A 25,266-nucleotide genomic window follows, 5' to 3' on the forward strand; every position below is an offset into this window, starting at 1 on the left:
AGGAACAACCGGATCGGATCCCCGCCAGGATCCGACCCGATCCGACGCCCTCCGCCGGACCTGTCCGACTCTACGGCAGCAGCACGCCCAGCGGTCGCCCGGATACATCCCGACATACGCCGACACCGCCGCACAGACCCTTGCATGGAACGGGTTCAGGCCGCTATCGCGACGCCGGTTCCACGCCGGTAAACGCTTGGCATATACCGCCTTCGCGGGGGGATGCCTACACTCGGCGGCCGTGGATCAATCAGGACCGTTCATGTTGGCTCGTATCGCTTCGACCCTGGCCCTTGGCCTCAGCCTGGCCGTCCTGGCCGGGTGCGCAGGCAAACAGGAGGCCGCCGCGCGACGGCAGGGGGAAGCGGTGCCGGTCACCGCGCAGATCGTGCAGCCCACGCAATGGAACGACACCCTGCAGGCACTGGGTACGGCCAAGGCGCGGGAGTCGATCAGCATCACCGCCAAGGTCAGCGAGATCGTGGAGAAGGTGCACTTCGAAAGCGGCCAGCAGATCGCTGCGGGTGCGCCGATCGTGACTCTGCGCGGCCAGGCCCAGGAAGCTGCGCTGGTGCAGGCGCAGGCCACCTTCCACGAGGCCGACCAGCTGTACCGCCGCCAGCGCGAGCTGGCCACGCAGCGGCTGGTGTCCAGCGCCACGCTGGATACGCAGAAGTCGATCCGCGATGCTGCCGAGGCCCGTGTCGCGCAGATGCAGGCCGACATCGGCGACCGTCGCGTGCGTGCGCCGTTCGCAGGCGTGCTGGGTATCCGCCAGGTCAGCCCTGGTACGCTGCTGACGCCGACCACGGTGATTGCCACCCTGGACGACATCGAGCGCATGCACGTCGATTTCCAGGTGCCCGAGGTGGAACTGGCCGCGCTTTCGGCGGGCGACAAGGTCAGCGCGACCAGCGTCGCGTGGCCGGGGCGCACGTTCGAAGGAGAGGTCACCACCATCGATGCACGCATCGACCCGGCCACCCGCGCGGTGACCGTGCGGGCCGACTTCGCCAATGCCGACCATGCGCTGCGCCCGGGCATGCTGCTCGATGTGCGCCTGTTCCGCCCCGAGCGCCCGGCGCTGGTGATCCCGGAGATCGCGGTGGTGCAGGTGGGCCGTGACAGTTTCGTGTACCGCATCGGCGCCGACGACAGCGTCGAGCGCGTGGACGTGGTCACCGGCGCGCGCCGTGCCGGCGTGGTCGAGATCAAGCAGGGGCTGGCCGCCGGCCAGCGCATCGTGGTCGACGGCACCGGCAAGCTGCGCCCGGGTCTGAAGGTGGCCGCCCGTGATGCAGCGCCGGCCAGTGGCGCCAAGCCTGCCGATGCGCCTGCGCCGGTCGCGACCGAGGAACAGGGCGGATGAAGCTGTCCGACGTTTCCATCCAGCGGCCGGTGTTCGCCGTGGTGATGAGCCTGCTGCTGGTGGTGCTGGGCATCATGTCCTTCACCCGCCTCACGTTGCGCGAACTGCCGGCCATCGATCCGCCCATCGTGTCGGTGTCGGTCGACTACACCGGTGCCTCTGCGGCAGTCATCGAAAGCCGGATCACCCAGGTGCTGGAAGATGCGCTCGCCGGCATCGAAGGCATCGATACCATCAACGCGCGCAGCACCAACGGCCGCTCGCAGGTCAGCATCGAGTTCACCTCCAACCGTGATATCGAGGCCGCGGCCAATGACGTGCGCGATGCCGTCAGCCGGGTTGCCGACCGCATGCCGGAAGAGGCGCGCCCGCCGGAGATCGCCAAGGTCGAGAGCGATGCCGATCCGATCATCTGGTTCAACATGGTCTCCTCGACCATGGATACGCTGGAGCTGAGCGACTACGCCGACCGCTATGTGGTCGACCGCTTTTCCAGCCTCGATGGCGTCGCCCAGGTCCGTATCGGTGGTCGCCAGCGCTATGCGATGCGCATCTGGCTGGACCGCGATCAGCTGGCCGCGCGTGGACTGACCACCGGTGATGTGGAAACCGCGCTGCGCAACGAGAACGTGGAACTGCCCGCCGGGCGCATCGAATCCACCGACCGCGATTTCACCCTGCGCGTGGAACGCAATTACATCAAGCCCGAAGACTTCGCGACCATCCCGCTGGGCAAGGGCAGCGACGGTTACGTCGTGCGCATGGGCGACGTGGCGAAGATCGAGCTGGCGTCGGCCGAGCGCCGCGCCTATTACCGCAGCAATGGCGAGCCGGGCATCGGCCTGGGCATCGTCAAGACCTCCACCGCGAACTCGCTGGACGTCGCGCGCACCGCGCGCGCCGAAGCCGAGCGGGTCGCGTTGACGCTGCCCAAGGGCACGCAGATCTTCGTTGCCTTCGACAACACCACCTTCATCGAAGCGGCCGTCGATCGCGTCTATGCCACATTGGTGGAGGCGATGATCCTGGTGCTGGCGGTGATCTGGCTGTTCCTCGGCAGCTTCCGCGCAGCGCTGATTCCGGCCGTGACGGTACCGGTGTGCCTGGTGGCCGCATTCATCGCACTGTACGCGTTCGATTTCTCGATCAACCTGCTGACATTGCTTGCGCTGGTGCTGTGCATCGGCCTGGTGGTCGACGATGCGATCGTGGTGGTGGAGAACGTGCAGCGCCGGATCGATCTCGGGGAGCCGCCGCTGGTGGCGTCCAAGCGCGGCACCACGCAGGTGGCCTTCGCGGTGATCGCCACCACCGCGGTGCTGGTGGCGGTGTTCCTTCCGGTCGGTTTCCTCGAGGGCAACACCGGGCGCCTGTTCCGCGAGCTGGCGGTGGCGCTGGCCGCGGCCGTGGCGCTGTCCGCGTTCGTGGCGTTGACGCTGACACCGATGATGGCCTCCAAACTGCTCAAGCCGCATACCGGGCAGGCGCCGCGTGGCCTGCATGGCTTCGTCAACCGCAACCTGGAGCGGCTGGCCGGCGCGTATGGCCGCATCCTGCAGCGCCATGTCGACCGCACCTGGATCTACCTGCTGGTGATGGCGGCGGCATTGGCTGCCAGCTGGCTGCTGATCAAGGTGCTGCCCTCGGAACTGGCGCCAGCCGAAGACCGTGGCTCGTTCCAGATCATGATCGACGGCCCGGAAGGCGCAGGCTACGACTACACCGTGCAGCAGGTGCAGCAGGTCGAAGCGATGCTGGCGCCCCACGTCGGAGCGGACAAGCCGATCGTGCGCGCCAACCCGCGCGTGCCCGGTGGCTGGGGCGCGAGCGAGGAAATGCACACCGGCCGGGTGAGCATCTTCCTGCAGCCGTGGCGCCAGCGCAGCGAAGGCACCCCGGAGGTCGCCAATGAGCTGCAGAAGGAGCTGGACACCATCCAGGGCGTGCGCGTGCGCACGCAGGTCGGCGGTGGCCTGGTCCGCAGCGGCGGCCAGCCCTTCCAGATCGTGCTGGGAGGCCCGGAGTACGCCGAGATCGCACAGTGGCGCGACCGCATCCTGCTGCGCATGGCCGACAATCCCGGCCTGGTGGGCCCCGATTCGGACTACAAGGAAACCCGCCCGCAGATGCGGGTGAACATCGACCGCCAGCGCGCGGCCGACCTGGGCGTGCCGGTCACCGCGATCGGCTCGGCGCTGGAAACGATGATGGGCTCGCGTCGCGTCACCACCTTCGTCGACAACGGCGAAGAGTACGACGTGCTGGTCCAGGCGGGCCGCGACGGGCGCGCCACGCCGGCCGATCTGGCCGCGATCCGCGTGCGTGCCACCTCCGGTGAACTGGTGCCCTTGTCGAACCTGGTCACCCTGAGCGAGGTTGCCGAGGCTGGCACGCTGAACCGCTTCAACCGCCTGCGCTCGATCACCATCAGCGCCGGCCTTGCGCCGGGCTACCCGTTGGGCGAGGCCATTGCCTGGGCACAGAATGTGGCGCGCGAGGAGTTGCCGCAGTACGCGCAGGTGAACTGGAAGGGCGAGTCGCGTGAATACCAGAGCGCGGGCGGTGCGGTCCTGCTGACCTTCGCCATGGCCCTGCTGGTGGTGTACCTGGTGCTGGCCGCGCAGTTCGAGAGCTTCATCCATCCGCTGACGATCATGCTGACGGTGCCGCTGGGCGTGCTCGGCGCGCTGGTCGGCCTGTGGTTGAGCGGGGGTACGGTGAACCTGTTCAGCCAGATCGGCATCGTGATGCTGGTCGGCCTGGCGGCCAAGAACGGCATCCTGATCGTCGAGTTCGCCAACCAGCTGCGCGACGACGGCCGCAGCGTACGCGAGGCGATCATCGAGTCATCGATGGTGCGCCTGCGTCCGATCCTGATGACCTCCATCGCCACCGTGGTCGGCGCGATTCCGCTGGTGGTGGCCGGTGGACCGGGTTCGGCGAGCCGTGGCACGATCGGCATCGTGATCATCTTTGGCGTCACCCTGTCCACCTTCCTGTCGCTGTTCGTGGTGCCAGCGTTCTACGCACGGCTGGCCCCGTACACCCGCTCGCCGGAAGCAGTGAAGCGCGAGCTGGAAAAGCAGGAAGCAGCGTCGCCGTCGGTGGGCGGGCATGCCTGACCGTCGCGCCGACGGGGGCGGATCCCTTTCCCCGCAGGAAAGGGCCCCGACCCCAGTGCTGCGCGGCGACGGTTTCCAGCTGCGTCCATGGCGCGGCGGCGACCTCGAATCGCTGCTGCGCCATGCCAACGATGCCGAGGTGTCACGCGGCCTGCGCGATCGCTTCCCCTATCCCTACACACGTGAGGACGGTGAGGCGTTCCTTGCCGGTCGCGTGTTGACCCCGGGCACCCTGGCACTGGCCATCGAGATCGACGGCCAGGCCTGCGGCAGCATCGGTGCCCAGCCGGGCCTGGCCGAGCGTGGCCATACTGCCGAGCTGGGTTACTGGCTTGGGCGGGCGTACTGGGGGCGGGGCATCATGACCCGCGTGGTGGGCGTCTTCGCGCCGTGGGTGATGGACGAACTGCGCCTGTTCAGGCTTCAGGCCACCGTGGTGGACTTCAATCTGGGGTCGGCCCGGGTGCTGGAAAAGAACGGTTTCCAGGAAGAGGGCGTGGAGCGCTGCGCCATCTACAAGCGCGGCACCCTGCATGACCTGCGCCGGTTCGCGCGGGTGCGCACCGAGCTGCCCTGAACGGCGCCGGGCATGGCCCGGTGCTACCCGCGGCGGAACCGGTAGCGCCGGGCCATGCCCGGTGGATGCCTTCCGGCGCTATCGCAGCGACCTTCGATCAGGGAGAATCGACCGGTCCCTTCCAGCCGACGGGACGTCCATTCACCCCGCCGACTGGAGAGAGCGCGCGTGGAAGCTACCGTACATTTCGTCAACAGCATCATCTGGAGCAAGGCACTGATCTTCGTGTGCCTGGCGGCCGGCCTTTACTTCAGTGCCCGCACCCGCTTCATGCAGATCCGCGGCTTCGTGGAAATGTGCCGCCTCACGGTCAAGGGTGAAAAGTCCGACGCCGGCGTTTCTTCGTTCCAGGCCCTGGCCATGTCCATGGCCGGGCGCATGGGTATCGGCAACATCGCCGGCGTGGCGACGGCCATCGCCTTCGGTGGCCCCGGTGCGATCTTCTGGATGTGGGTGATGGGCTTCCTCGGTGCATCCACCTCGTATGTGGAATGCACCCTGGCGCAGATCTACAAGACCAAGGATGCCGAAGGCCGCTACCGTGGTGGCCCGGCCTACTACATTGAAAAGGCGATGGGCCTGAAGTGGTATGCCATGGCCTTCGCCATCGCCACGATCATCGCCGCCGGCTTCCTGATGCCGGGGGTGCAGGCCAATGCCATCGCCGACAGCATCATCAACGCTTGCCGTGGCGGTGCGCTGTGCGGTCCGCTGGATGGCCAGGCCTTCGGCATGGAATCGGTTGCCGCGCTCAAGCTCGGCATCGGCATCGTGGTCGCACTGCTGCTGGGCGTGGTGATCTTCGGCGGCGTCAAGCGCATCGCCAGTTTCGCCGAAGTGGTAGTGCCGTTCATGGCGGCGGCTTTCATCCTGACTGCCGTCGTCATCATGATCATCAACTACGAACGCGTCCCGGAGATGTTCGGCATCATCTTCAACAGCGCGTTCGGCACCCATGCGGCGTTCGGCGCGATGATGGGCCTGGCGATCGAATGGGGCGTCAAGCGCGGCATCTATGCCAACGAAGCCGGACAGGGCTCGGGCCCGCACGCGGCGGCGGCCTCGGAAGTCTCGCATCCGGCCAAGCAGGGCTACGTGCAGGCGTTCGCGATCTACTTCGACACCATGATGGTGTGCACCGCCACCGCGTTCCTGATCCTGGCCAGCGGCACCTACAACGTGTACTCGCCGGTGGAAGGCGCGGCTCCGGTGTTCCAGGGCCTGGCCGGCATTCCGGAAGGGGCGGGCTATGCGCAGGCCGGCGTTGAAGCCGTGCTGCCGGGCTGGGGCGCGTCGTTCGTCTCGCTGGCGATCTTCTTCTTCGCCTTCACCACCATCATGGCGTACTACTACATGGCCGAGACCAATCTCAGCTATGTGAACCACAACAAGCACCGTCCGCTGACCGTGTTGTGTCTGCGCCTGGGCATCATCGCCATGGTGGTGTTCGGTGCGTTCCACAACGCGACCCTGGCCTGGGGCCTGGGTGACATCGGCGTGGGCCTGATGGCTTGGCTGAACATCATCGCCATCTTCATCATCCAGAAGCCCGCGATGCTGGCGCTGCGCGATTACGAACGACAGAAGAAGCTGGGCCTGGATCCGACGTTCGATCCCGATGCACTGGGCATCCGGAACGCCGATTTCTGGCGCCAGCGCAAGCAGGAGAACGTGTAAGTGAACAACCCCTGGAACAACCGCCGCCCGTCCGCTCGTCCGCCGCGCGCCACACCGTTGCCGCGCACGGACCTGCCGGCAACGGGCGGCGGTGGACGCGGAGGCAGCGATGAGCTGCGCCTGTACGGCCTGAATGCCGTGCTGGCCGCGTTCGCAGCGCGGCCGCAGGCACTGCGCAAGCTGTACCTGCTGGAGGCCCGGATTCCGCGCCTGCAGCCGCTGTTGAAGTGGTGCGTGGCCAACCGCGTGGGTTACCGCGTGGTCGAGGAGGGCGATCTGAACAAGCTGGCCGGCACCACCCACCACGAAGGCGTGGTGGCCGACGTGCTGCGTGCGCCGACCGTGCCGCTGGCGCAGTGGTTGCAGCACATCGGCGAAGGCCCGTCACTGGCGCTGTGGCTGGATGGCGTAGGCAATCCGCACAACCTCGGCGCGATCCTGCGTTCGGCGGCGCACTTCGGCGCGAAGGCGCTGCTGTTGCCGGCCGGCAGCACGCTGGCGCTGTCCGGTGCGGCTGCCCGCGTGGCCGAAGGCGGTGCCGAAGCAGTGCCGCTGGTGCAGCTGCCTGCGACCCCGCAGGCGATGGCCCAGCTGCGCGATGCCGGCTTCGGTCTGGCGGCCACACTCGTCGATGGCGGTGACGATGTATTCCGCACGTCGCTGCCGGCGCGTCTGGTCTACGTCATGGGTGCCGAAGGCGAGGGGATGGACCGCGACCTGGCCGGTGAATGTGACCTGCAGGTCTCCATTCCCGGCAGTGGCGCGGTGGAGAGCCTCAATGTGGCCTCGGCCACCGCAGTGCTGCTGGCGCAGTGGGCGAGCCGTCGCGACGGCTGACGGACAGGTCGCCGCCATCGGCTGCCAGGACCCGGCCCCCGTGGCCGGGTTCTTTTTGCGCGATGTGCCGGCGGGACCGCCGCGGACGTCGTGCAGCGTCAAGGCGGCTTAAGGCGGATTGCGTCGTCTTGCGTTGCGTACAGCCTGATTTTTCCGATCAAGCATGCTTTTGAAACTTGCCTCATTGTTGCGCCCTCTTGCTCGACGCAGGTTGGAGTTCCATTCCTGTCAGGCAAGGTGTTCCACATGCATGGTCGTCATCGTTGCGCCCTCGGCGCGCTCCTCTCGCTGTCAAGCCTGCTTGCGTCGGTCGATGTGCATGCCAGCGCACGCAGTCTGGAAGGCGTCAATTTCACGGGTCCGCTGATCACCCCGAATCCGGCCGGCATGCCGAAGGGGCACGGCTACATCGAACCCTATCTGGTACGTGTCGACAGCCGCGATCACTTCGATGACCGTGGCCAGCGCCAGCGCAGTGGCGAACGCAGTGGCGGCTGGACGGTGGTGGTGCCCATCGCCTATGGATTGGGCGAGCGGATCACCGGCCAGGTCAACCTGAGCGCGTCACGCGCCGAATCCGGTGCCGCGCACAGCCGGGGTTTCCGCGCGGGTGACACCACCGCGCGCCTGCAGTATCTGCTGCAGGCGGCCAATGCGGATGGCACCCGGCCCGCGGTTTCAGTAGCGCTCGTGCAGCGCTTCAGCACGGGCAGCCATGACCGCATCACCGGCAATCCGCTCGACGCGCAGGGTGACGGCGTGCAGCGTACCGTCGCCGCGCTGGGCGTGCAGCAGGTGGTGTGGTTGGGCAACGAGCGGCCGCTGCGCTGGCGTGCCCAGCTCAGCGCAGGTCCGGCGCCTTCCCGCACGGCCCTCACCGGTGCCAGCGTGTACGGTACCGCCGCGGGCTTCCAGGGCCATATCGCGCGTGGTTCGGTACTGGGCCTGTCGATCGGCGCCGAATACAGCGTCAACCCCCGCTGGGTAGCGGTGATGGAAGTGGCAGCCAGCCGCGAGACCCGGCAACGCCTCAGCGGTTTCGCTCCCGGCGCCGACGGCGCCATCGCGCGCGTCGACGAATGGCGCCCGGCCAGCCGTACGCTGACCTTCGCCCCCGCGTTGCAGTACCACTTCACCCCCTCGCTTGGCCTGATCGCCGGCGTGGAGGTCACCGTGGCCGGCCGCAATGCCGCCCGCCTCATCAGCCCCCAGGTCGCCCTGGGCATGTCCTTCTGAGGGGGCGCGATGAACGTCGAATCGATCGTCAATGCCCTTCTCGGCGTGGTGTGGAGCCCTTATCTGGTGGTGCTGTGCCTGCTCGCCGGCCTGTACTTCAGCGTGCGCACCCGCTTCATCCAGCTGCGCGCGCTGCCGGACATGCTGCGCCTGGTGTTCCGCCATGAGCGGTCCGATGCAGGGGTGTCCCCGTTCCAGGCGTTGTCCCTGTCGCTGTCCAGCCGGGTGGGCGTTGGCAATATCGCCGGTGTGGCGATGGCCATCGCCTTCGGTGGTCCCGGTGCGATCCTGTGGATGTGGGTTGTCGCTTTCCTGGGTGCGTCCAGCGCCTTCATCGAATCGACGCTGGCGCAGATCTACAAGGATCGCGACGCCGGTGGCCAGTATCGGGGTGGCCCGGCCTACTACATCGAGAAGGGACTGGGCCAGCGCTGGTATGCGGTGCTGTTTGCACTGGTCGCCGTGCTGGCCGGCGCGATGCTGGCGGGTACGCAGTCCAATGCGATCACCAGCGCGGTGAATGAAGCCTGGGACGTACCGGTCGTGTTCACCACCGGCGCACTGCTGGTTGCACTGGGTGCCATCCTTGTCGGCGGTGTACGCCGCATCGCCGGTGTCGCCCAGTGGCTGGTACCGCTGATGGCCATCGCCTATCTGCTGGTGGCCGCGATGGTGATGGTGCTCAACGCGGACAAAGTGCCGGAGGTCGCAGGGCTGGTGCTGCGCAGTGCCTTCGGCATGGATGCGGCGTTCGGCGCCATGATCGGCACGGCGATCCAGTGGGGCGTGCGCCGCGGCGTGCTGTCCAACGAAGCCGGCATGGGCAGTGGTGCGCACCCGGCGGCCGCAGCGGAGGTCTCCCATCCGGTCAAGCAGGGCCTGGTGCAGTCGTTCTCGGTCTATATCGACACGATGGTGGTGTGCAGTGCGACCGCCTTCCTCATTCTTTCGACCGGCCTGTACAACGTCTACGACCCGGCGGTGAACGGCATTCCGGATGATGCGCGCCTGCTGCTGGGCAATCTGCCGGGCGTCGAGGCCGGACCGCGTTTCGTGCAGTACGCGGTGGAATCGGCATTGCCGGGCTTCGGCCGTTCATTCGTGGCGCTGGCCATCCTGCCCTTTGCATTCACCACCATCCTGGCGCTGTACTACATGGCCGAAACCAACATCAGTTACCTGTGCCGGGACCGCCGGATGCCGTGGGTGATGGGCGGGTTCCAGCTGCTGTTCCTGCTGGCCACCGGCTACTCGGCGCTGAACAGTGCCACGGTCGCCTGGTCGCTGGGGGATATCGGCGTCGGCCTGATGAGCTGGTTGAACATCATCGCCATTCTGCTGCTGCAGAAGCCGGCGCTGGCCGCGCTGCGCGATTACGAACACCACCGTCGCATCGGGACGGATCCCCTGTTCGATCCGCACCGGCTTGGTGTTCGCAACACCCGCGCGTGGGAACGGTAACTGTCCGGGCAGATGGGGTGACCCAGCCGGGCGGGCGCGATCCCCTCTGGTGGATGCGATCCCTTCTGGTGGGTGCGGACCTTGGTCCGCACCTCCTTTCCCGCTGCGCTCGCCGGGCATGGCCTGGCGCTGCCGCATCACTCGTTCGGCGGTGTCGTCGCTTTGGCTTCACTGCCGAAGTTGCCGTCGGCCTCTGCGGCCAGATAGGCAAATACGGTGTATGCCGCCACATTCTGCGCCAGCGCCTTCGGGTCGATCTTGTCCAGCGTGTCGTCGGCGGTGTGGTGCAGGTGGAAGTAGTCCGAACCATCCTGTGCCAGCCACGCCCAGGCGCCACCCTTGGCCGCCAGCGGGCCGATATCCGGACCCGGGCCGCCCTTGTCGGCTGCGTACTCGATGCCCAGCGGCTTCATCACCTCGGCGATCTGCCGGGTCGCTTCGCGCGAGCCTTCCGGGTTTGGCGAGCCGGTATTGAACGCATAGATGCGGCCGGCACCGAAATCGCTCTCGGCAGCCAGCTGGTGCAGCGCCACGTCCTTTGCATGTGCTTCGGCGTAAGCCTTGCCGCCGTACAGCCCCTGCTCTTCGTTGGCGAACGCGATCACCCGGATCGTGCGCTTGGGGGCCTGCTTGAGCTGGCCGATCAGATGCCCCGCGGCCATGGTGATGCCGACACCTGCGCCGTCATCGACGGCACCGGTGCCCAGATCCCACGAATCCAGATGGCCACCGATCACCACGACTTCCTTGGGCAGGGTGCGGCCAGTGATCTCGCCGATCACGTTGTAGGAGGTCGCAGTACCGTCCCAGCCGCAGTCCAGCGCGACTTTCACCGTAGTGCTGCCACGTGCCAGCAGACGTGCCAGCTGGTCGGCATCGGGCACCGACAGGGCCGCGGACGGTACCGGGGTCAGGCCGTCATCGAATCGGGTGATGCCGGTGTGCGGTACGCGATGCGAATCGGTGCCGGCCGAGCGCATCAGGAAACCGACGGCGCCCTTGCGGATCGCCTCGGAAGGTCCCTTGCTGCGGATCGCGCCACCACGGCCGTAGTCGCGGCCATCGCGGAACGGCAGCATCTGGTAATCGACGAAGGCGATCTTGCCCTTCAATGAACCGGCGGGCGCAGCCTGCAGCGCGGCCAGGTCGGCGAAGCGCACGACCTCGGCTTCAACGGTACCGCCCGGGCTGCCACCCAGTGCGGTGATCTGCAGCGGCTGCGGGTTCCTGCCGGTCACGGCGGCGTGTTCGCTGCGGCGCTCCCACTTCGGGAAGGTCACCGGTTCTTTCCAGACCTTGTCGAAACCCAGGGCCTTGAACTTGGCTTCGGCCCAGGCGACCGCACGCGCGTCGGCTTCGCTGCCGGCGATGCGTGGACCGATTTCGGTGGTCAGCGACTCGACCACCTTCCAGCCGGTGTCATCGGCCAGGGCCTGATCGCGCAGCTGCGCGGCCGTAGCCAGCGACGCCGGGGGCAGGGTGGTGGCGCGCGGTGCTGCGAAGGCCGGGGCGGCCAGCAGGGCAAGGGAGGATGCGATGGCAAGGACGCGGCGACGCATGGACAACTCCGGGAAGGGACCAAGCCTTGGAGCTTAACAGTCGTTCAGACGCGCGCATGGGCGGGAGGTCATGTCCGGAGCGAACGCTGTTTTCCGCCACGTCCGGCAAAGCGAAAGCCCCGCCGGAGCGGGGCTTTCACATGCGGCAGCCTCGCCGGGTACGGCCCGGCGCTACGCCTTATTTCTTCAGGCTGTCGCGGATCTCGCGCAGCAGCACCACTTCCTCGGCCGGGGCGGCGGGAGCGGCTTCCTTCTTGCGCGACAGACGGTTGATGACCTTGATCACCAGGAAAATGGCGAACGCCACGATCACGAACTGGATCAGGGTGTTGATGAAATCACCGTAGCCGATCACCACCGCCGGAATCTCCTTGCCGTCCGGCCCGATGCGTGCCGGCGACAGCGTCCACGCCAGCTGCGAGAAGTCCACCTTGCCGATCAGCAGGCCCAGCGGCGGCATGATGATCTTCTCGACCAGTGCAGTGACGATCTTGCCGAAGGCGGCGCCGATCACCACGCCGACGGCGAGGTCGATGACGTTGCCGCGCATCGCGAATTCCTTGAATTCGGTGAGCACTCCCATGTGTTTTCTCCTGTGGGGGATGTGGACAGCGCGCAGAGTAGCGCAGGTGGTGTCAGCCGGCGATCACGCCGTGGCGCTCGGCCACGTTTTCCAGGCGCGCGCTGAAACGGTCGCCCGGTTTCAGTGCGGCCACTCCGGACGGCGTGCCCATGAACACCAGGTCACCGGCGCGCAGCTGCCACAGCTTGGACAACTCGTGCAGGATTTCCGGCACGTTCCAGATCATCTGGTCCAGCAGGGCCTGCTGGCGCACTTCGCCGTTGACTTCCAGCGACAGGTTCAGCGCCGCCAGATCGCCCACTTCGCCGGCATGCACGATCTCGCTGATCGGTGCGGAGGCATCGAAGCCCTTGGCGGCATCCCAGGGATGGCCCTTCTCCTTGGCGGCCGCCTGCAGATCGCGGCGAGTCAGGTCCAGGCCGACGGCGTAGCCGTACACCAGCGCTTCGGCATCGGCCACGGGAAGCTCGCCGGCCGGGGCGTCACGGCCGATCGCCACCACCAGCTCCACTTCGTGATGCAGGTTGGCCGTCGCGGGCGGGTAGGGGATGGCATCGTCATGGCCGACCACCAGCGCATCGGCAGGCTTGCTGAAGAACATCGGCCGGCCGCGGTCGTCGGCCGCCGGCACCGCGGCTCCCATTTCGCGCGCATGGTCGGCAAAGTTGCGACCCACGCAGTAGACGCGGTGCACGGGGAAGCTGCCACCGCCCACCACCGGAACGCGCGGCGTGGCAGGTGCAGGGATCACATCGGAAACATCGGACATGCGGGCATCCAGAAAGGGAGTGCCCGCAGTCTAGAACGCATGGCGCCCGCCGTCAGCGGGCACGCCGGCCGGCAGGGCTCAGCGCGAGGCCGGCAGCACCGGCTTGCGCACCACCCGGTACTCGCCCTCGACCACGGTCGGGTCGGCCGGTCGGGCTGCACCCGTCTTGCGCGAGGCCAGCAGCTTCCACGCCAGGCCGACCAGGATCATCGCCGCACCGACGAACACGCCGATGAACACCATCGCGGCCAGGATCGCCAGGCCGAGCAGGCCCACGGCAACACGCACCAGCGGGTGGCGCGGCTTGCGCGGCGCGAACAGGGTGCGGAACTGGTTGAAGGCGGAATCGCGATTGAACATGGCGGCTCGATTAGGCTGGGAAATCAGCGAAACCAGAGTATCCGGAGCCGGCACTGTCATTGAGTGAAAAACTCGTTAAATATAGCCTGTGCTTATTACGAATCAATGACTTGTGTTCATCCTGCAGCCAGTCACCTGAGCAGGCGTGCGACAATGCATCTTTACTGTCCGAGCCTTCGCCATGACTTCCGCTGTTGCCCTGATCGCCCTTGATGCCATTGCCGATGGTGCGTTTGCCGAGGTCGAAGCAGTGGTCGAGGGCGATGCCGAGTCGTTGCTGCTGTATCGCGACGGCGCACAGGTGCGCGCCTTCATGAACATCTGCCCGCATGCCGGCCGTCGCCTGGACTGGGCGCCGGGGCAGTTCCTGAAGAGCCGCGAGGGGCATCTGGTCTGCGCCGCCCACGGCGCCTCGTTCGCGCTGGACAGCGGCGACTGCATCGCCGGCCCCTGCAAGGGCGACCGCCTGCGCGCGGTGCCGGTGGACGTGCGTGATGGGCAGGTCTACCTGGCTTGAAGCCGGCTAGGGGGCGGCTCCGTTTTCCGTAGGAGAACGGCTCTGACCCATCAAGCCAGGAGCAGTCGAGCATGGCTCGACTCTACAAAGGCATCCACGCATGGCGTGGATCTACCGTGTCGACCAAGGTCGACACCTACCAAAGCGGTGCACGACGCCGTTCTGGCAGATCGCAGAAATCTGTCGAAGGCGGGGTGGGTCCGGTTGCGGGGGTGTGAGCGGCATGGATGCCGCGACCAAGCCCCCATGGACGGGTAGCGGTGGTCTAATCAACTTGGACACTCGACAGGATCAATTTCGAGCACCGAGGTGACCCGTGGCAAAGCAGATCACGCAAGGGATGAGGGACGAAGCTGTCCGCCTTGTCGTTGTGGAAGGGCAGACAGTGAGAGATGTCTGCCAGTTGATGGATGTCGGCCCGACGGCGTTGAGGCGTTGGATCGAGCAATGGCGTCGAAAGCACGATCCGCAGGCGGAGGCCCCTCCTATCGATGCTCAAGCCCGCATTGCCGAGTTGGAGGCACAGAATCGCAGGCTAAAGGAGGAGCGTGATCTACTAAAAAAATCCATTGCCTTCTTCATTCGGGACAGCGATCACCGGAACAAGTGATCGAAGAATTGGGGAAGGCCGCTCCGATCCGCTTGCTGTGCCAGCTGATGGATTACCCCCGTAGCAGCTACTACGCCTGGCTGCAGCGGCAGGCACGGATTGACCATACCCTGCTGGACCAGGTCGCCTTGGTGCGCCGTATTCATGCGGCCCACCGGGGCAGCTGCGGCTCGCGAAGGATGGCCAAGGCACTGGCAGACAGTGGGCTGCAGGTGGGGCGTTACCGGGCCCGAACCTTGATGCGCCGGGCGGGGGTAAGAGCGCGGCAACATCGGCGGCACAAGTACCACAGCCTTGGACCGCAGGCGTTGACCATTCCCAACATCCTGGACCGTCAGTTCAATCCGCAGGCCCCCAATCAGGTATGGGCCGGTGACATCACCTATATCCCCACCCAGCAGGGCTGGCTCTATCTAGCCATTGTGGTGGACCTGTTTGCTCGCCGGATCGTGGGCTGGGCCCATTCGCACGAAGCCGACGCATGGTTGGCAGTCAGAGCCCTGCGCGGAGCGCTGAAACAGCGCTGTCCCAACGCCGGGCTGCTGTTTCACTCTGATCAAGGGCGGCAGTACACCAGCCACGCCATTGCCGAAATCCTGCGCGACCACGGCATTACCCAGAGCATGAGCCGGAAAGGCAACTGCTGGGACAACGCTGTGGTGGAGCGGGTTTTTGCCACCCTTAAAGGGGAGTGGCTGTACTCCAAATACCCTTCCCGACAGGAGGCCGCAGCGGACATCGAGAAGTTTGTGGACTGGTACAACCACCGTCGGCTTCATAACGCCAACGGCCTTGTGCCACCTGCGCCCCACGAAGCGCAGGTGGCCTAACCCCCCCTGGCGAGTGTCCAGAAATACTTGACCACCACAGGTTTACGGCGTCCCCCGCAACCGGACCCACCCCGCCATCCCACGAAATGCACGCTTTTGCCGTTGAGGTTGCCGGCCAGCGGCCGGCACTACTGGGGTGCAGGGCGCAGCCCTGCCGATGAACCCGACCCTCAGAACATCAGGTTGATCATCAGCACCACCACACAGGTGTAGATCAGCGACAACGGTCCGCCGACCCGCCACATCTCGCGCGGGGTGTAGTTGGCCGGGCCGGTGATCATCGAGATGACCGGATTGGAGGCCGTCATCAGATTGTTGGAGGCCGACAGCGCCACGATCAGTGCGAACGCGGTGGGGTTGCCACCCGCCGCCAGCGCCAGATTCACCGCGATGGGCACCATCACGATGGTTGCGCCGACATGGCTGATCACCAGCGAGAACACCGTTGTCAGCAGCGCCAGGGCCAGCTCCAGCACCCACACCGGTATGCCGGTGGGGAGCTTGTCGATGGTGTGGCCGGCGACCCAGGCCGCCGCGCCGCTGGAGTCCATCGCCCAGCCGAGCGGGATCAGTCCGGCCATCATGAACACGGTTTTCCAGTTGATCGAGGCATAGGCCTCGTCCATCCGCAGCACGCCCGTCAGCAACATGCCGGCCACGCCGGTCATCAGGGTCAGCGCCACCGGCAGCTTGCTGGTCAGCGCGATCAGGATCGTCAGCGCGAAGATCGCCATGGCGATCTTGAACTTGTGCGGGCGCTGCTCGCCGGTCGGGTAGTCGGTGACCACCACAAAGTCACGGCTCTTGGCGGCCTGCGCCAGGTCGGTCCAGATGCTGTGGAAGACCAGCATGTCGCCAGCGCGCAGCTGCACGTCGCGCACGTCCTCGCGGATCACCTGTTTGTCGCGGTTGATCGCCAGCAGGCTGATGCCGCGCTCCTTGCGCAGGCGCAGGTCGGCCGCACTTTTGCCGATCACGTTCGAGGTCGGCGGCACCACCGCCTCGGAAATGCCCGCGCGGCTGGGATTGAACAGGTCGCCCAGATGCTTCAGCCGCGAGGACATGCGCAGGAACTGGTTCTGGGCGAAATCGCCGATCTGCTCGCGCGGACCCATCGCGCCCAGCACGCTGCCCACCCAGATGCGCATTTCCGCCGGTGGCGCAAGCCGCGTATCGTTGCCGGTCTTCAGCGCCAGCAGCAGCGGCGCGTCGTGCAGGCTCTCGGCCTCGCCCAGGGTCATGCCGACCAGCGGGCTTTCGGCGGTGACCACCAGTTCGAACACATCGCCTTCGATGCCGTAGGTTTTGGCGAAGTAGCTCTCGGTACGGGCCGGGGTGACCCCATCGTTGACCAGGGTCTCTTCCTCGATCAGCTTGCGGTCACCGTAATAGCGGAAGTACAGCAGCGAGGCGATCAGCAGCGCCACGCCGATCGGCAGCGGCGCGAACATGCGCAGCGGCTCGATGCTGGCCAGGCCGGAGGGCAGGTTGTTGTTGGCCGAGGCCAGCAGGTCGTTCAGCAGGATCAGCGGCGAGTTGCCGACCATGGTCAGCGCACCGCCCATCACGATCGCCGCCGAGATCGGCAGCAGCAGCCGCTGCATGGTCAGCCCGGTGCGTGCCGCCAACCGCGAGGCGACCGGCAGGTACAGCGCCATCACCGACGGGTTCTGCATGAAGGACGAGTTCAGGCCGGCGATGGCCGTGGTCATCATCAGCAGGCGCTGCTCGATGCCATGTCCGCGCCGCAGCAGCCAGGCCGCGAGCCGGTTCAGTGCGCCGGTGCGGTCAAGGCCCGCACCGAGGATGGTGGTGGCGATGATGCTCATCACCGCGTTGCCGGAGAAGCCGCCGAAGATTTCCTCCGGGGCGATCAGGCCGGTGACACCCAGTACCACCAGCACCACCAGCGCGACGACGTCGGCGCGGATCCGCTCGAACAGGAACATCGCCATCGTGAAGCCGACCAGCCCGAGTACGAGCTTCATGTCGTTGGTCAGCGTCAGCGCGGTATCCATGTGGGGCGCGGCGTCCTCGGGCGATCGTCAGGTGCGGTCGTACAACAGGTCCCAGACGCCATGGCCGAGCTTCTGGCCGCGGGTCTCGAAGTGGGTCTGCGGCCGCCATTCCGGGCGCGGCACGCTGCCCCGCGGACCGGCCCGGTTGACCAGGCCGGCGGTCGCATCGAGCACGTCCCACATCTGTTCGGCGTAGTCTTCCCAGTCGGTGGCGCAGTGCAGGCGGCCGCCCGCACGCAGCTTGCGCACCAGCAGCGCTGCGAAGGCCGGCTGCAGCAGGCGGCGCTTGTTGTGGCGCTTCTTGTGCCACGGGTCCGGGAAGTAGATGCGCACTTCATCCAGCGCGCCATCGGCGATCTCGTTCTGCAGTACTTCCACCGCGTCATGGTGGTACAGGCGCACGTGGTCGGCGTTGTCGTCGGCCAGGGCGTTCAGCAGGCGGCCGACACCGGGCGCGTGCACTTCGATGCCGATGTAGTCGCGCGACGGGTCATGCTGGGCAGCAAAGCGCAGTGCAGCGCCGTTGCCGAAGCCGATCTCCAGCACCTTGTGCGCCGGGCGACCGAAGGTGGCGTCCAGGTCGCGCGGCTGGCCGCTGTAATCCAGGCCGAAGCGCGGCCAGCGTTCGTCGAACGCGCGCTGCTGGGCAGGCGTGAAGCGACCCTGGCGCAGCACGAAACTGCGCACCTCGCGGCGCCCCTCGCTGACGGTGAACGGCTTGGGCGGGGCCTTGGACCCAGCGCTGTCGAAAGGATTGGTCATCAGCCGATCAACCCATCCACCGGCGACGACGCGCTGGCGTAGCGCTTGCGCGGGATGCGCCCGGCCAGGAACGCCTCACGGCCGGCCTCGACCGCCTTGCGCATCGCACTGGCCATCAGCACCGGGCTGCGCGCGCCGGCAATGGCCGTGTTCATGAGCACGCCATCGCAGCCCAGCTCCATCGCGATCGCCGCGTCCGATGCCGTACCGACGCCGGCATCGACGATGATCGGCACCCGGGCGTCCTCGATGATCTGCAGCAGGTTGTACTTGTTCTGGATGCCCAGGCCCGAACCGATCGGCGCGGCCAGCGGCATCACCGCAGCGCAGCCGATCTCTTCCAGGCGCTTGGCCAGGATCGGGTCGTCGGAGGTGTAGACCATGACCTCGAAGCCATCCTTGACCAGCTGTTCGGCGGCCTTGAGGGTCTGCATCACGTCCGGGTACAGGGTCTTCTGGTCGCCCAGCACTTCCAGCTTGGTCAGGTTGTGGCCGTCCAGCAGTTCACGGGCCAGGCGGCACGTGCGCACCGCGTCTTCGGCGGTGTAGCAGCCGGCGGTGTTGGGCAGGATGGTGAAGCGCTCCGGCGGCAGCACGTCCAGCAGGTTCGGCTCGCCGGGGTTCTGCCCGATGTTGGTGCGGCGGATGGCCACGGTGACGATCTGGGCGCCGGCGGCCTCGGTGGCCAGGCGGGTTTCTTCCAGATCCTTGAACTTGCCGGTGCCGGTGAGCAGCCGCGAGCCGTAGGTCTTGCCGGCGATCACCAGCGAATCGGGGGAGACATGAACGTTCATGGCGCGATTATCGCTTATCCGCCTGAAGATGGGGTCGTCACTTCGATGCCGCCGGGAGGCAGGTGCAGGGGCAGCGCCGGGCCATGCCCGGCGAGCGCGCAGCGTGGGCGTCGTGCCTCAACCCCCACCCAGGGCGTGCACGATCTCCACCACGTCACCTTCGGCAAGGCGATGCTCGCCATGGCGGCTGCGGCTGACGATCTCGCCATTGACCTCGACCGCCACCCGGCGCTGCAGCAGTTGCTCGGCCTCGAGCAGGTCGTGGAGGGTTGCCGAAGCGTGCAGGGTGCGGGGTTCGCCGTTGAGCTGGATGTTCATGGCGGCATTGTCGCGTATGGCCCGTCAGGACGGAAACCATCCGTTCCTCCGCACGGCGCCCGCATCGGCGCAGCCTGCGATTGGCGGGCTGCGCGGCAATTCATGCGGCGGCGCAGCGTGAGCAATCGTCGGTGCGGTGAAACCATTCACCGTGCGCCGGCGTACGCACGCCGGGTCCTCAATGACGTCCCCACAGGAGTTCTTTACATGCTGCTCAGCAAACGCCCGATCCGCTCCCTGATGGCGGCCGCGATCGCACTGGCTGCGGTTCCGGCCATGGCAGGCGAATCCCCTTACTCGCACGCGGTGTTCTTCGGCGACAGCCTGACCGACGCGGGCTATTTCCGGCCGCTGCTGCCCCCGGCAGCACAGCCGGTCACCGGCCAGTTCACCACCAATCCGGGCTGGGTCTGGTCGCAGCAGGTCGCCAACTACTACGGCCTGAACGGAACGCCCAACGGCAACGGCCAGAACGGCGACAACTACGCCGTCGGCGGTGCGCGCGTGTCGGTGGAGGTCAGTGGTGCCCTGGGGCCCATTCCGTCGCTGAAGACGCAACTTGCCCGCTACCTGGCGGCAAATGGCGGCAAGGCCGATGCCAACGCCCTGTACACCGTCTGGGGTGGCGCCAACGACCTGTTCGCGGCCGCTGCGGCGCCGGCACAGGCGCAGGCCATCATCGGCGCGGCCGTCACCGACCAGATCGCCCTGGTCGGCGCGCTGAAGCAGGCCGGCGCCCAGTACGTGCTGGTGCCGAACCTGCCCAACGTCGGCCTGACGCCGTCCTTCCGTGGCCCCAATGCCGCCGCCGCCACCGCGCTGTCGGCCGGCTACAACAACGCCCTGTATGGCGGGCTGAAGCAGGCGGGCATCGAATTCATCCCGCTGGATACCTTCACGGTGCTCAGTGAAGTGGCCGCCAATCCGGCCATGTACGGTTTCACCAACGTCACCAGCACGGCCTGCACCATCGATCCGGCCAATTCGACGCAGAGCATCATCGGCTGCAACCCGACGTCCTACGTCAGCCCGGATGCCGCGAAGACCTACCTGTTCGCCGACGGCGTGCACCCGACCACGGCAGGCCATGCACTGCTGGGCCAGTACGCGGTATCCGTGCTGGAAGGTCCACGCCTGCAGCAGGTCCTCAGCCATTCGGCGCAGACTGTCGGCCGTTCGCGCGCCGACCAGGTCGGCATGCATCTGGGCGGTCGTCCGGCTGACGGCCTGTCGTGGTGGGGCGGTGTGCGCGGCGACATGCAGCGTTATGACCACGCCGATCTCTACGACGGCCTGGCGCCGGCCGGCCTGTTCGGTGTCGACTGGTCGCGTGACGGCATGGTCTTGGGCGGCTTCGGTGGCTATGGCCGCATGGATGCCGATTTCGGCAACAGCCGCGGCGACTTCACCCAGTCCGACACCACGCTGGGCCTGTTCGCTGGCTGGTACGGCGAGCGTGCCTGGGTCAACGGGCAGGTCAGCTACAGCTGGCTCGACTACGACGTGACCCGCAAGGTGCAGCTGGGTCCGGCCACCCGTGAGCATGGCGGTTCCGCAGATGGCAGCAACCTCACCGCCGCCATCAACGCGGGGTACGAGTTCGGCACCGAGGGCGGCTTCCGCCACGGTCCGGTGGCTGCCGTGATCTGGCAGAAGGTGAAGATCGACGGCTATACCGAGAGTGCCGACGCCGGCACGCTGGCCACTGCGCTGGGTTACAACAACCAGGAGCTGGACTCCACTGTCGGTCGCATCGGCTGGCAGGCGCGCTTCGATGGCGGCACCTTCAAGCCCTACGTGCAGGCTACCTACGACCACGAGTTCGAAGACACCAAGCAGGCCAGCGCCTGGCTGCAGTCCCTGCCGGAGCTGGGCAGCTACCGCGTGCCGGGCCTGAAGTTCGACAAGGACTACGCCACCGTGGTGCTGGGCGCCCGCACGGAGCTGTTCGGGCTGCAGAGCAACATCGGCCTGAGCACCTCCACCGCGCAGAAGCGTGCACGTGACGCGACGCTGTTTGCCAGCTTCAGCGGCAGTTTCTGATGAACACACCTTCCCAGGCCCCGCAAGGGCCTGGGAAGGCTGCATGGCAGCGCCGGGCCATGCCCGGCGCATGCGGTGGCCACCATTGCGCAACACCGGCCCGACCGCATAGACTTTCACCGCGCGACGCGGGCGTAGCTCAATGGTAGAGCTGTAGCTTCCCAAGCTACTGACGTGGGTTCGATTCCCATCGCCCGCTCCATCTTCCGCAATGATGCGTGTGTTTTCCGGATCGGCCGCGGACCTGGATGTTTCCCCTCTTGCATCTTTCTTTGCCTGCCGACTCTGTGAGTTGGTGAAGCGTGGGCGCTTCCCGTGCTCGCCGATGGTCTGGCGGGGCGATAAGCCGGTACAGTGCGGCAACATTCAAGCCAGTGGCAGGGGGGGGATATGCGGAATCGGGTTCTTGCGGTTGCGTTGATGGGTATTGCGGCGGCGTGCACGCCGACCGAAGAAGACGCAAGAAAGCAGAAGGTCGAGGCTGATCGGACCATCGCGGAGGCGGGGGTCCGTCGGGCGCTGAAGGATCCTGACTCGGCAAAGATCGTCATCCGTCAGGCGTTTGCGATGTTCGACGGTACGATTGTCTGCGGGATGGTCAACGCGAAGAACAGCTTCGGCGGCTACACGGGCGACCGCGCGTTCATGATCAACGTCAATGCGGATGGCAGTACCGGTGCGCCGTCCATTGCGCAGGACGACGTCAGCAGTGCGCTGTCCGTGGAAATGTGCGATTTCCAGCGGGACTATGCCGCACAGCCTGGCCACGTCGGCAAGGCGGTCACGCCGGAGCAGTCCAGAGAGCTTTTGGCGGCCTACACCAAGCGGGTGCGGGAGGTCGTTGCACGGATCAATACGGGCCGATAGCACGCGGCAGCCGCAGTCCGACGGCATCGCTGTCGGGCTGTTGCTGGCTGGACTGTGGCCCCCTGTCCCGGCAACCGCGGGGCATCATCCGCCCGCCACACGGCCGCGCTATGCTGCGCGCCTGCCGACCGATCCCGCCGCGATGAAGCTCGCCATCCTGTACCGCAACAGCTCCCTGTATTCCACCCGCCGGCTGGTCGAGGCGGGGCGTGCGCGCGGCCACACGGTGCGCATCCTCGGTCCGCTGCGCTGCTGAACGCTGAATACCGTGCGATGAACTTCCGGATGATCCCGCGGTTTCCAGGTGAAGGCGGTTTCTGTCGCTTTTGACCGGAACCGCCCGTGTCCATCGGACACCGGAAGCCGGCCAGAATCGCGTCGGCGGCATACGGTGAAGGAGAAGATAGCAATCACCTCCTGCTTCCCGTAGTTTGCGGATGCACACACACGGAGTCATGTGATGGAACACAATGAGCAGTCGAAGCAGGAAGCTGGCCGTGGCCCCGATCCTGTTGTACCGGTTCGGCCTGTCGGCGTGATTGTGTTTGCGTTTCTTGCCGCCATCGCGGCGTTTCTGGCGGGCGCGAACATCTTTCTTGGCTTTTTTCCCCCACATCTTCTGGGGGGCGCAGCGGTCGCATTCGGGCTTCTGGCATTCGTGCTGGCCAAGAGAGCCGGTCTTCGATAGCTGCCGGCACCCTGAGGCCAACCTGCATGGCCCTGGTTCGTACCGGGTTGCGGCTCATCATCAAATGGCTGCCGTTGCTGACGTTGGCGGCGGTGTGCATCGTGTGGTGGTCGCCGCTGGGCGTGGTGGCTGCACTGGCGGCCGGCGGCGTCGTCGGCAGCGTGCTGCAGCGTTTTCCGCTAATGGGTGCTGAAGCCGGAGGCGCGGCGCTGCGCTCCGAGCCGCTGCAGCCCTTTGCCACGGAGCCGCCCGCCGACGATGTGTTGCTGAATTGCGGAGAGCTTGGTATGGGAGGGCCCGTATCCAGCATGCAGATGCTGCGTGACGGTGCCATCGTCGATGATATTGATGTTTCGGGGGGGCAGAGCTGCAGCGCCGGGTGGTTTGATCTGGAAGGCACATCGTTGCGTATTGCGCAGGCCTGGATCCACTCTTGCCGGGTTGTGATGGTTTATGACGAGCAGCACAAGGTGCTGGGGCGGCTGTCAGCTCTTCTGCCACATGAGTTCCACCAGGCGCTGAATGAGCGCCGGCATCAGCACGATGATCGCGCTGCCGCCGACTGGGTGTGCAGCCTGCCTGGCGAGCGGACGCAACTGCAGCCCTACCACGGTCTGTGGCTGGCGCCCGATCATCCGGCGCTGGTCGACCCGCCGCAGGCGGAGCTGCGCCACGTGCTGCCAGACGGCCGCATTCTGCTGGCCACGCTGCTGCTGCCGGACGATCTGCGCCTGACGGTTGATCCTGAGCTGTTCTGCAGGATACGGCCCTATGCGCTGCAGCTGGACGGTGTCGACAGCGAACGGCATGTCTGCAGCTTGAAGCAGATGATGGTCAGTCCCGGCAACCAGTGCCTGGTAGTGCGGGGTGTGTTGTTGGGCGCAGATATGCGTCTGCAGGGCAGCGTCTGGCTGGTCCACCGGGAAGGTCGATGGCGAGCCGTAAGCACGAGCGCATGGGCAAGGGTGGGGACGTCCCGTGAACCCGTGTGGGTGGACGTGCTGGCCGTGAGCGATGATGGTGACGTGCAGTGCGAGGCCTACACGGAGACGTGGGATGGCAGTACGCCGAATCGCCAACCTACCGCCCACACCTGCCTGGAACTGGCGTTGGAGTGGCGGGAGACAATGCTGATCGTGCGTGCACGTAACGGACGCTTCACGCTGCACGTACCACGTCGCTGATCGGCGGTCCCCTCTGCGCGCCTCCGAGGCGATCATCCGCCGGCCACACGGCCGCGCTATGCTGCGCGCCTGCCGACCGATCCCGCCGCGATGAAGCTCGCCATCCTGTCCCGCAACAGCTCCCTGTATTCCACCCGCCGGCTGGTCGAGGCGGGGCGTGCGCGCGGCCACACGGTGCGCATCCTCGATCCGCTGCGCTGCTACATGCGCATCGCTGCCGACGGATTCTCGATGCACTACAAAGGGCGGCCGATGACCGGTGTGGACATGGTCATTCCGCGCATCGGTGCATCGATCACGCGATATGGCACCGCGGTCCTGCGCCAGTTCGAGCTGATGGGCGCGCGTACGCCCAATCCGTCCGACGCGATCCTGCGCTCGCGCGACAAGCTGCGCGCGCATCAGCTGCTGGCGGCCAAAGGCATCGACATGCCGGTCACGGTGTTCGGTGACAACCCCGATGACACCGTCGATCTGCTGTCGATGCTCGGGCCGCCGCCGCATGTGGTGAAGCTCAACGAGGGAACGCAAGGGCGCGGCGTGATCCTGACCGAAAAGGCCAGTGCCTCGCGCGGGATCGTCGAGGCGCTGCGTGGCCTGTATGCCAACTTCCTCATGCAGGAGTTCATCGGTGAGGCCAAGGGGGCCGATATGCGCTGTTTCGTGGTCGGCGACCAGGTGGTGGCCTCGATGCAGCGGCAGGCGCCCGAAGGCGACTTCCGCTCCAACCTGCACGCCGGCGGCACCGCCGTGGCGGCCAAGGCCAGTCGCGCCGAACAGCAGGTCGCGGTGCGCTCGGCCAAGGCTCTGGGGTTGTCGGTCTGCGGCGTCGACCTGATCCGCTCGCAGCGGGGCCCGCTGGTGCTGGAGGTCAACTCGACCCCGGGCCTGGAAGGCATCGAGGCAGCCTGCGGGGTGGACGTGGCCATGCGCATCATCGAGCATGTCGAGAAGCTGAAAAAATCCTGATTTTTCAGTCATTTGAGATTCTCTTTGGGCGGCGAGACGCTGCTTTAACATGCCTTTAATCGGTGCGGGCGTAGGCTTCAGCGAACCGCAGCTCTGCCTCTCAGCAGGATCGGTAT

22 protein-coding genes, 1 tRNA gene and 1 pseudogene are annotated in these 25,266 nt (G+C 66.5%); 16 read left to right on the forward strand and 8 right to left on the reverse strand.

All coding sequences use genetic code 11. The features are described 5' to 3' along the window. The first annotated feature begins 262 nt into the window (after window positions 1-262). From ACVOKU_RS10300 to ACVOKU_RS10330, 7 genes are all read left to right on the forward strand, one after another. Window positions 263-1,369 (forward strand): efflux RND transporter periplasmic adaptor subunit, encoded by a 1,107-nt coding sequence (locus tag ACVOKU_RS10300; protein WP_481559846.1) that lies wholly within the window; start codon window positions 263-265, stop codon window positions 1,367-1,369. Beyond that, the gene (locus ACVOKU_RS10305; protein ID WP_111186761.1) at window positions 1,366-4,491 is read left to right on the forward strand and encodes an efflux RND transporter permease subunit; all 3,126 of its coding nucleotides are present in this window, start codon (window positions 1,366-1,368) and stop codon (window positions 4,489-4,491) included. Before ACVOKU_RS10300 ends, ACVOKU_RS10305 begins: the two co-directional genes overlap by 4 nt. After that, window positions 4,484-5,068, forward strand: coding sequence for a GNAT family N-acetyltransferase (locus ACVOKU_RS10310; protein WP_481559847.1), 585 nt, complete (start codon window positions 4,484-4,486; stop codon window positions 5,066-5,068). Before ACVOKU_RS10305 ends, ACVOKU_RS10310 begins: the two co-directional genes overlap by 8 nt. A gap of 168 nt (window positions 5,069-5,236) precedes the next feature. Beyond that, window positions 5,237-6,745 carry an alanine/glycine:cation symporter family protein gene (locus ACVOKU_RS10315; protein WP_053517082.1) on the forward strand — a complete coding sequence of 503 codons (1,509 nt, stop codon included), beginning with the start codon at window positions 5,237-5,239 and terminating at the stop codon, window positions 6,743-6,745. After that, window positions 6,746-7,582, forward strand: coding sequence for a TrmH family RNA methyltransferase (locus tag ACVOKU_RS10320; protein ID WP_481559848.1), 837 nt, complete (start codon window positions 6,746-6,748; stop codon window positions 7,580-7,582). 246 nt (window positions 7,583-7,828) lie between these two features. Continuing rightward, a complete protein-coding gene (locus ACVOKU_RS10325) occupies window positions 7,829-8,818 on the forward strand; it encodes a hypothetical protein (protein ID WP_481559849.1) in 990 nt (329 codons plus the stop codon). 9 nt (window positions 8,819-8,827) lie between these two features. Further along, window positions 8,828-10,279, forward strand: a complete 1,452-nt coding sequence (locus ACVOKU_RS10330) for an alanine/glycine:cation symporter family protein (RefSeq protein ID WP_481559850.1) — start codon at window positions 8,828-8,830, stop codon at window positions 10,277-10,279. A 137-nt stretch (window positions 10,280-10,416) separates the two neighbouring features. Here the strand turns inward: ACVOKU_RS10330 and ACVOKU_RS10335 are convergent, their stop codons facing one another. The 4 genes from ACVOKU_RS10335 to ACVOKU_RS10350 form a co-directional block, all read right to left on the reverse strand. After that, entirely contained in the window at window positions 10,417-11,838 is a 1,422-nt protein-coding gene (locus ACVOKU_RS10335) for a M28 family peptidase (RefSeq protein WP_053517073.1), read from the reverse strand. A 178-nt stretch (window positions 11,839-12,016) separates the two neighbouring features. After that, a complete protein-coding gene (gene mscL, locus ACVOKU_RS10340) occupies window positions 12,017-12,421 on the reverse strand; it encodes a large-conductance mechanosensitive channel protein MscL (protein WP_053517072.1) in 405 nt (134 codons plus the stop codon). A 52-nt stretch (window positions 12,422-12,473) separates the two neighbouring features. Then, window positions 12,474-13,190, reverse strand: coding sequence for a fumarylacetoacetate hydrolase family protein (locus tag ACVOKU_RS10345; RefSeq protein WP_065181655.1), 717 nt, complete (start codon window positions 13,188-13,190; stop codon window positions 12,474-12,476). Between the two features lie 78 nt (window positions 13,191-13,268). After that, on the reverse strand, window positions 13,269-13,550 hold the full coding sequence (locus ACVOKU_RS10350; RefSeq protein ID WP_053517067.1) for a hypothetical protein: 282 nt from the start codon (window positions 13,548-13,550) through the stop codon (window positions 13,269-13,271). A gap of 181 nt (window positions 13,551-13,731) precedes the next feature. Here ACVOKU_RS10350 and ACVOKU_RS10355 point away from each other — a divergent pair, with 181 nt between their 5' ends. Both ACVOKU_RS10355 and ACVOKU_RS10360 read left to right on the forward strand, forming a co-directional pair. Next, a complete protein-coding gene (locus ACVOKU_RS10355) occupies window positions 13,732-14,067 on the forward strand; it encodes a Rieske (2Fe-2S) protein (protein ID WP_481559851.1) in 336 nt (111 codons plus the stop codon). A gap of 340 nt (window positions 14,068-14,407) precedes the next feature. Then, window positions 14,408-15,507, forward strand: a protein-coding gene (locus ACVOKU_RS10360) for an IS3 family transposase (RefSeq protein WP_481559876.1) whose coding sequence is annotated in 2 segments (ribosomal slippage) — window positions 14,408-14,624 and window positions 14,624-15,507 — 1,101 coding nt in all. Because the reading frame shifts where the segments join, the coding sequence is not laid out codon by codon here. Between the two features lie 170 nt (window positions 15,508-15,677). Here the strand turns inward: ACVOKU_RS10360 and ACVOKU_RS10365 are convergent. The 4 genes from ACVOKU_RS10365 to thiS form a co-directional block, all read right to left on the reverse strand. Next, on the reverse strand, window positions 15,678-17,525 hold the full coding sequence (locus tag ACVOKU_RS10365) for an SLC13 family permease (RefSeq protein ID WP_053517063.1): 1,848 nt from the start codon (window positions 17,523-17,525) through the stop codon (window positions 15,678-15,680). Between the two features lie 27 nt (window positions 17,526-17,552). Beyond that, entirely contained in the window at window positions 17,553-18,287 is a 735-nt protein-coding gene (trmB, locus tag ACVOKU_RS10370; protein ID WP_481559852.1) for a tRNA (guanosine(46)-N7)-methyltransferase TrmB, read from the reverse strand. Further along, complete coding sequence (locus ACVOKU_RS10375; RefSeq protein WP_053517058.1) at window positions 18,287-19,081, reverse strand: thiazole synthase; 795 nt, start codon at window positions 19,079-19,081, stop codon at window positions 18,287-18,289. Before ACVOKU_RS10375 ends, trmB begins: the two co-directional genes overlap by 1 nt. A gap of 117 nt (window positions 19,082-19,198) precedes the next feature. Next, entirely contained in the window at window positions 19,199-19,399 is a 201-nt protein-coding gene (gene thiS / locus ACVOKU_RS10380; RefSeq protein WP_053517056.1) for a sulfur carrier protein ThiS, read from the reverse strand. A 207-nt stretch (window positions 19,400-19,606) separates the two neighbouring features. Between thiS and ACVOKU_RS10385 the strand changes: the two genes are divergently transcribed. From ACVOKU_RS10385 to rimK, 7 genes and pseudogenes are all read left to right on the forward strand, one after another. Continuing rightward, window positions 19,607-21,442, forward strand: a complete 1,836-nt coding sequence (locus ACVOKU_RS10385) for an autotransporter outer membrane beta-barrel domain-containing protein (RefSeq protein WP_481559853.1) — start codon at window positions 19,607-19,609, stop codon at window positions 21,440-21,442. A 128-nt stretch (window positions 21,443-21,570) separates the two neighbouring features. Continuing rightward, a tRNA-Gly gene (locus ACVOKU_RS10390) sits at window positions 21,571-21,644 on the forward strand. A gap of 218 nt (window positions 21,645-21,862) precedes the next feature. After that, a complete protein-coding gene (locus tag ACVOKU_RS10395) occupies window positions 21,863-22,309 on the forward strand; it encodes a hypothetical protein (protein WP_481559854.1) in 447 nt (148 codons plus the stop codon). A gap of 142 nt (window positions 22,310-22,451) precedes the next feature. Continuing rightward, window positions 22,452-22,562, forward strand: a pseudogene (locus tag ACVOKU_RS10400) (30S ribosomal protein S6--L-glutamate ligase); the annotation flags it as partial. Window positions 22,563-22,769: 207 nt separating this feature from the next. Beyond that, window positions 22,770-22,997, forward strand: coding sequence for a hypothetical protein (locus ACVOKU_RS10405; protein ID WP_481559855.1), 228 nt, complete (start codon window positions 22,770-22,772; stop codon window positions 22,995-22,997). Between the two features lie 26 nt (window positions 22,998-23,023). Beyond that, window positions 23,024-24,181: a hypothetical protein gene (locus tag ACVOKU_RS10410; protein ID WP_481559856.1), complete on the forward strand. Its 1,158-nt coding sequence runs from the start codon at window positions 23,024-23,026 to the stop codon at window positions 24,179-24,181. Window positions 24,182-24,271: 90 nt separating this feature from the next. Continuing rightward, a complete protein-coding gene (gene rimK, locus ACVOKU_RS10415) occupies window positions 24,272-25,150 on the forward strand; it encodes a 30S ribosomal protein S6--L-glutamate ligase (protein WP_481559857.1) in 879 nt (292 codons plus the stop codon). The last annotated feature ends 116 nt before the right edge of the window (window positions 25,151-25,266 follow it).

This window comes from Stenotrophomonas sp. STEN147, from assembly GCF_056757995.1.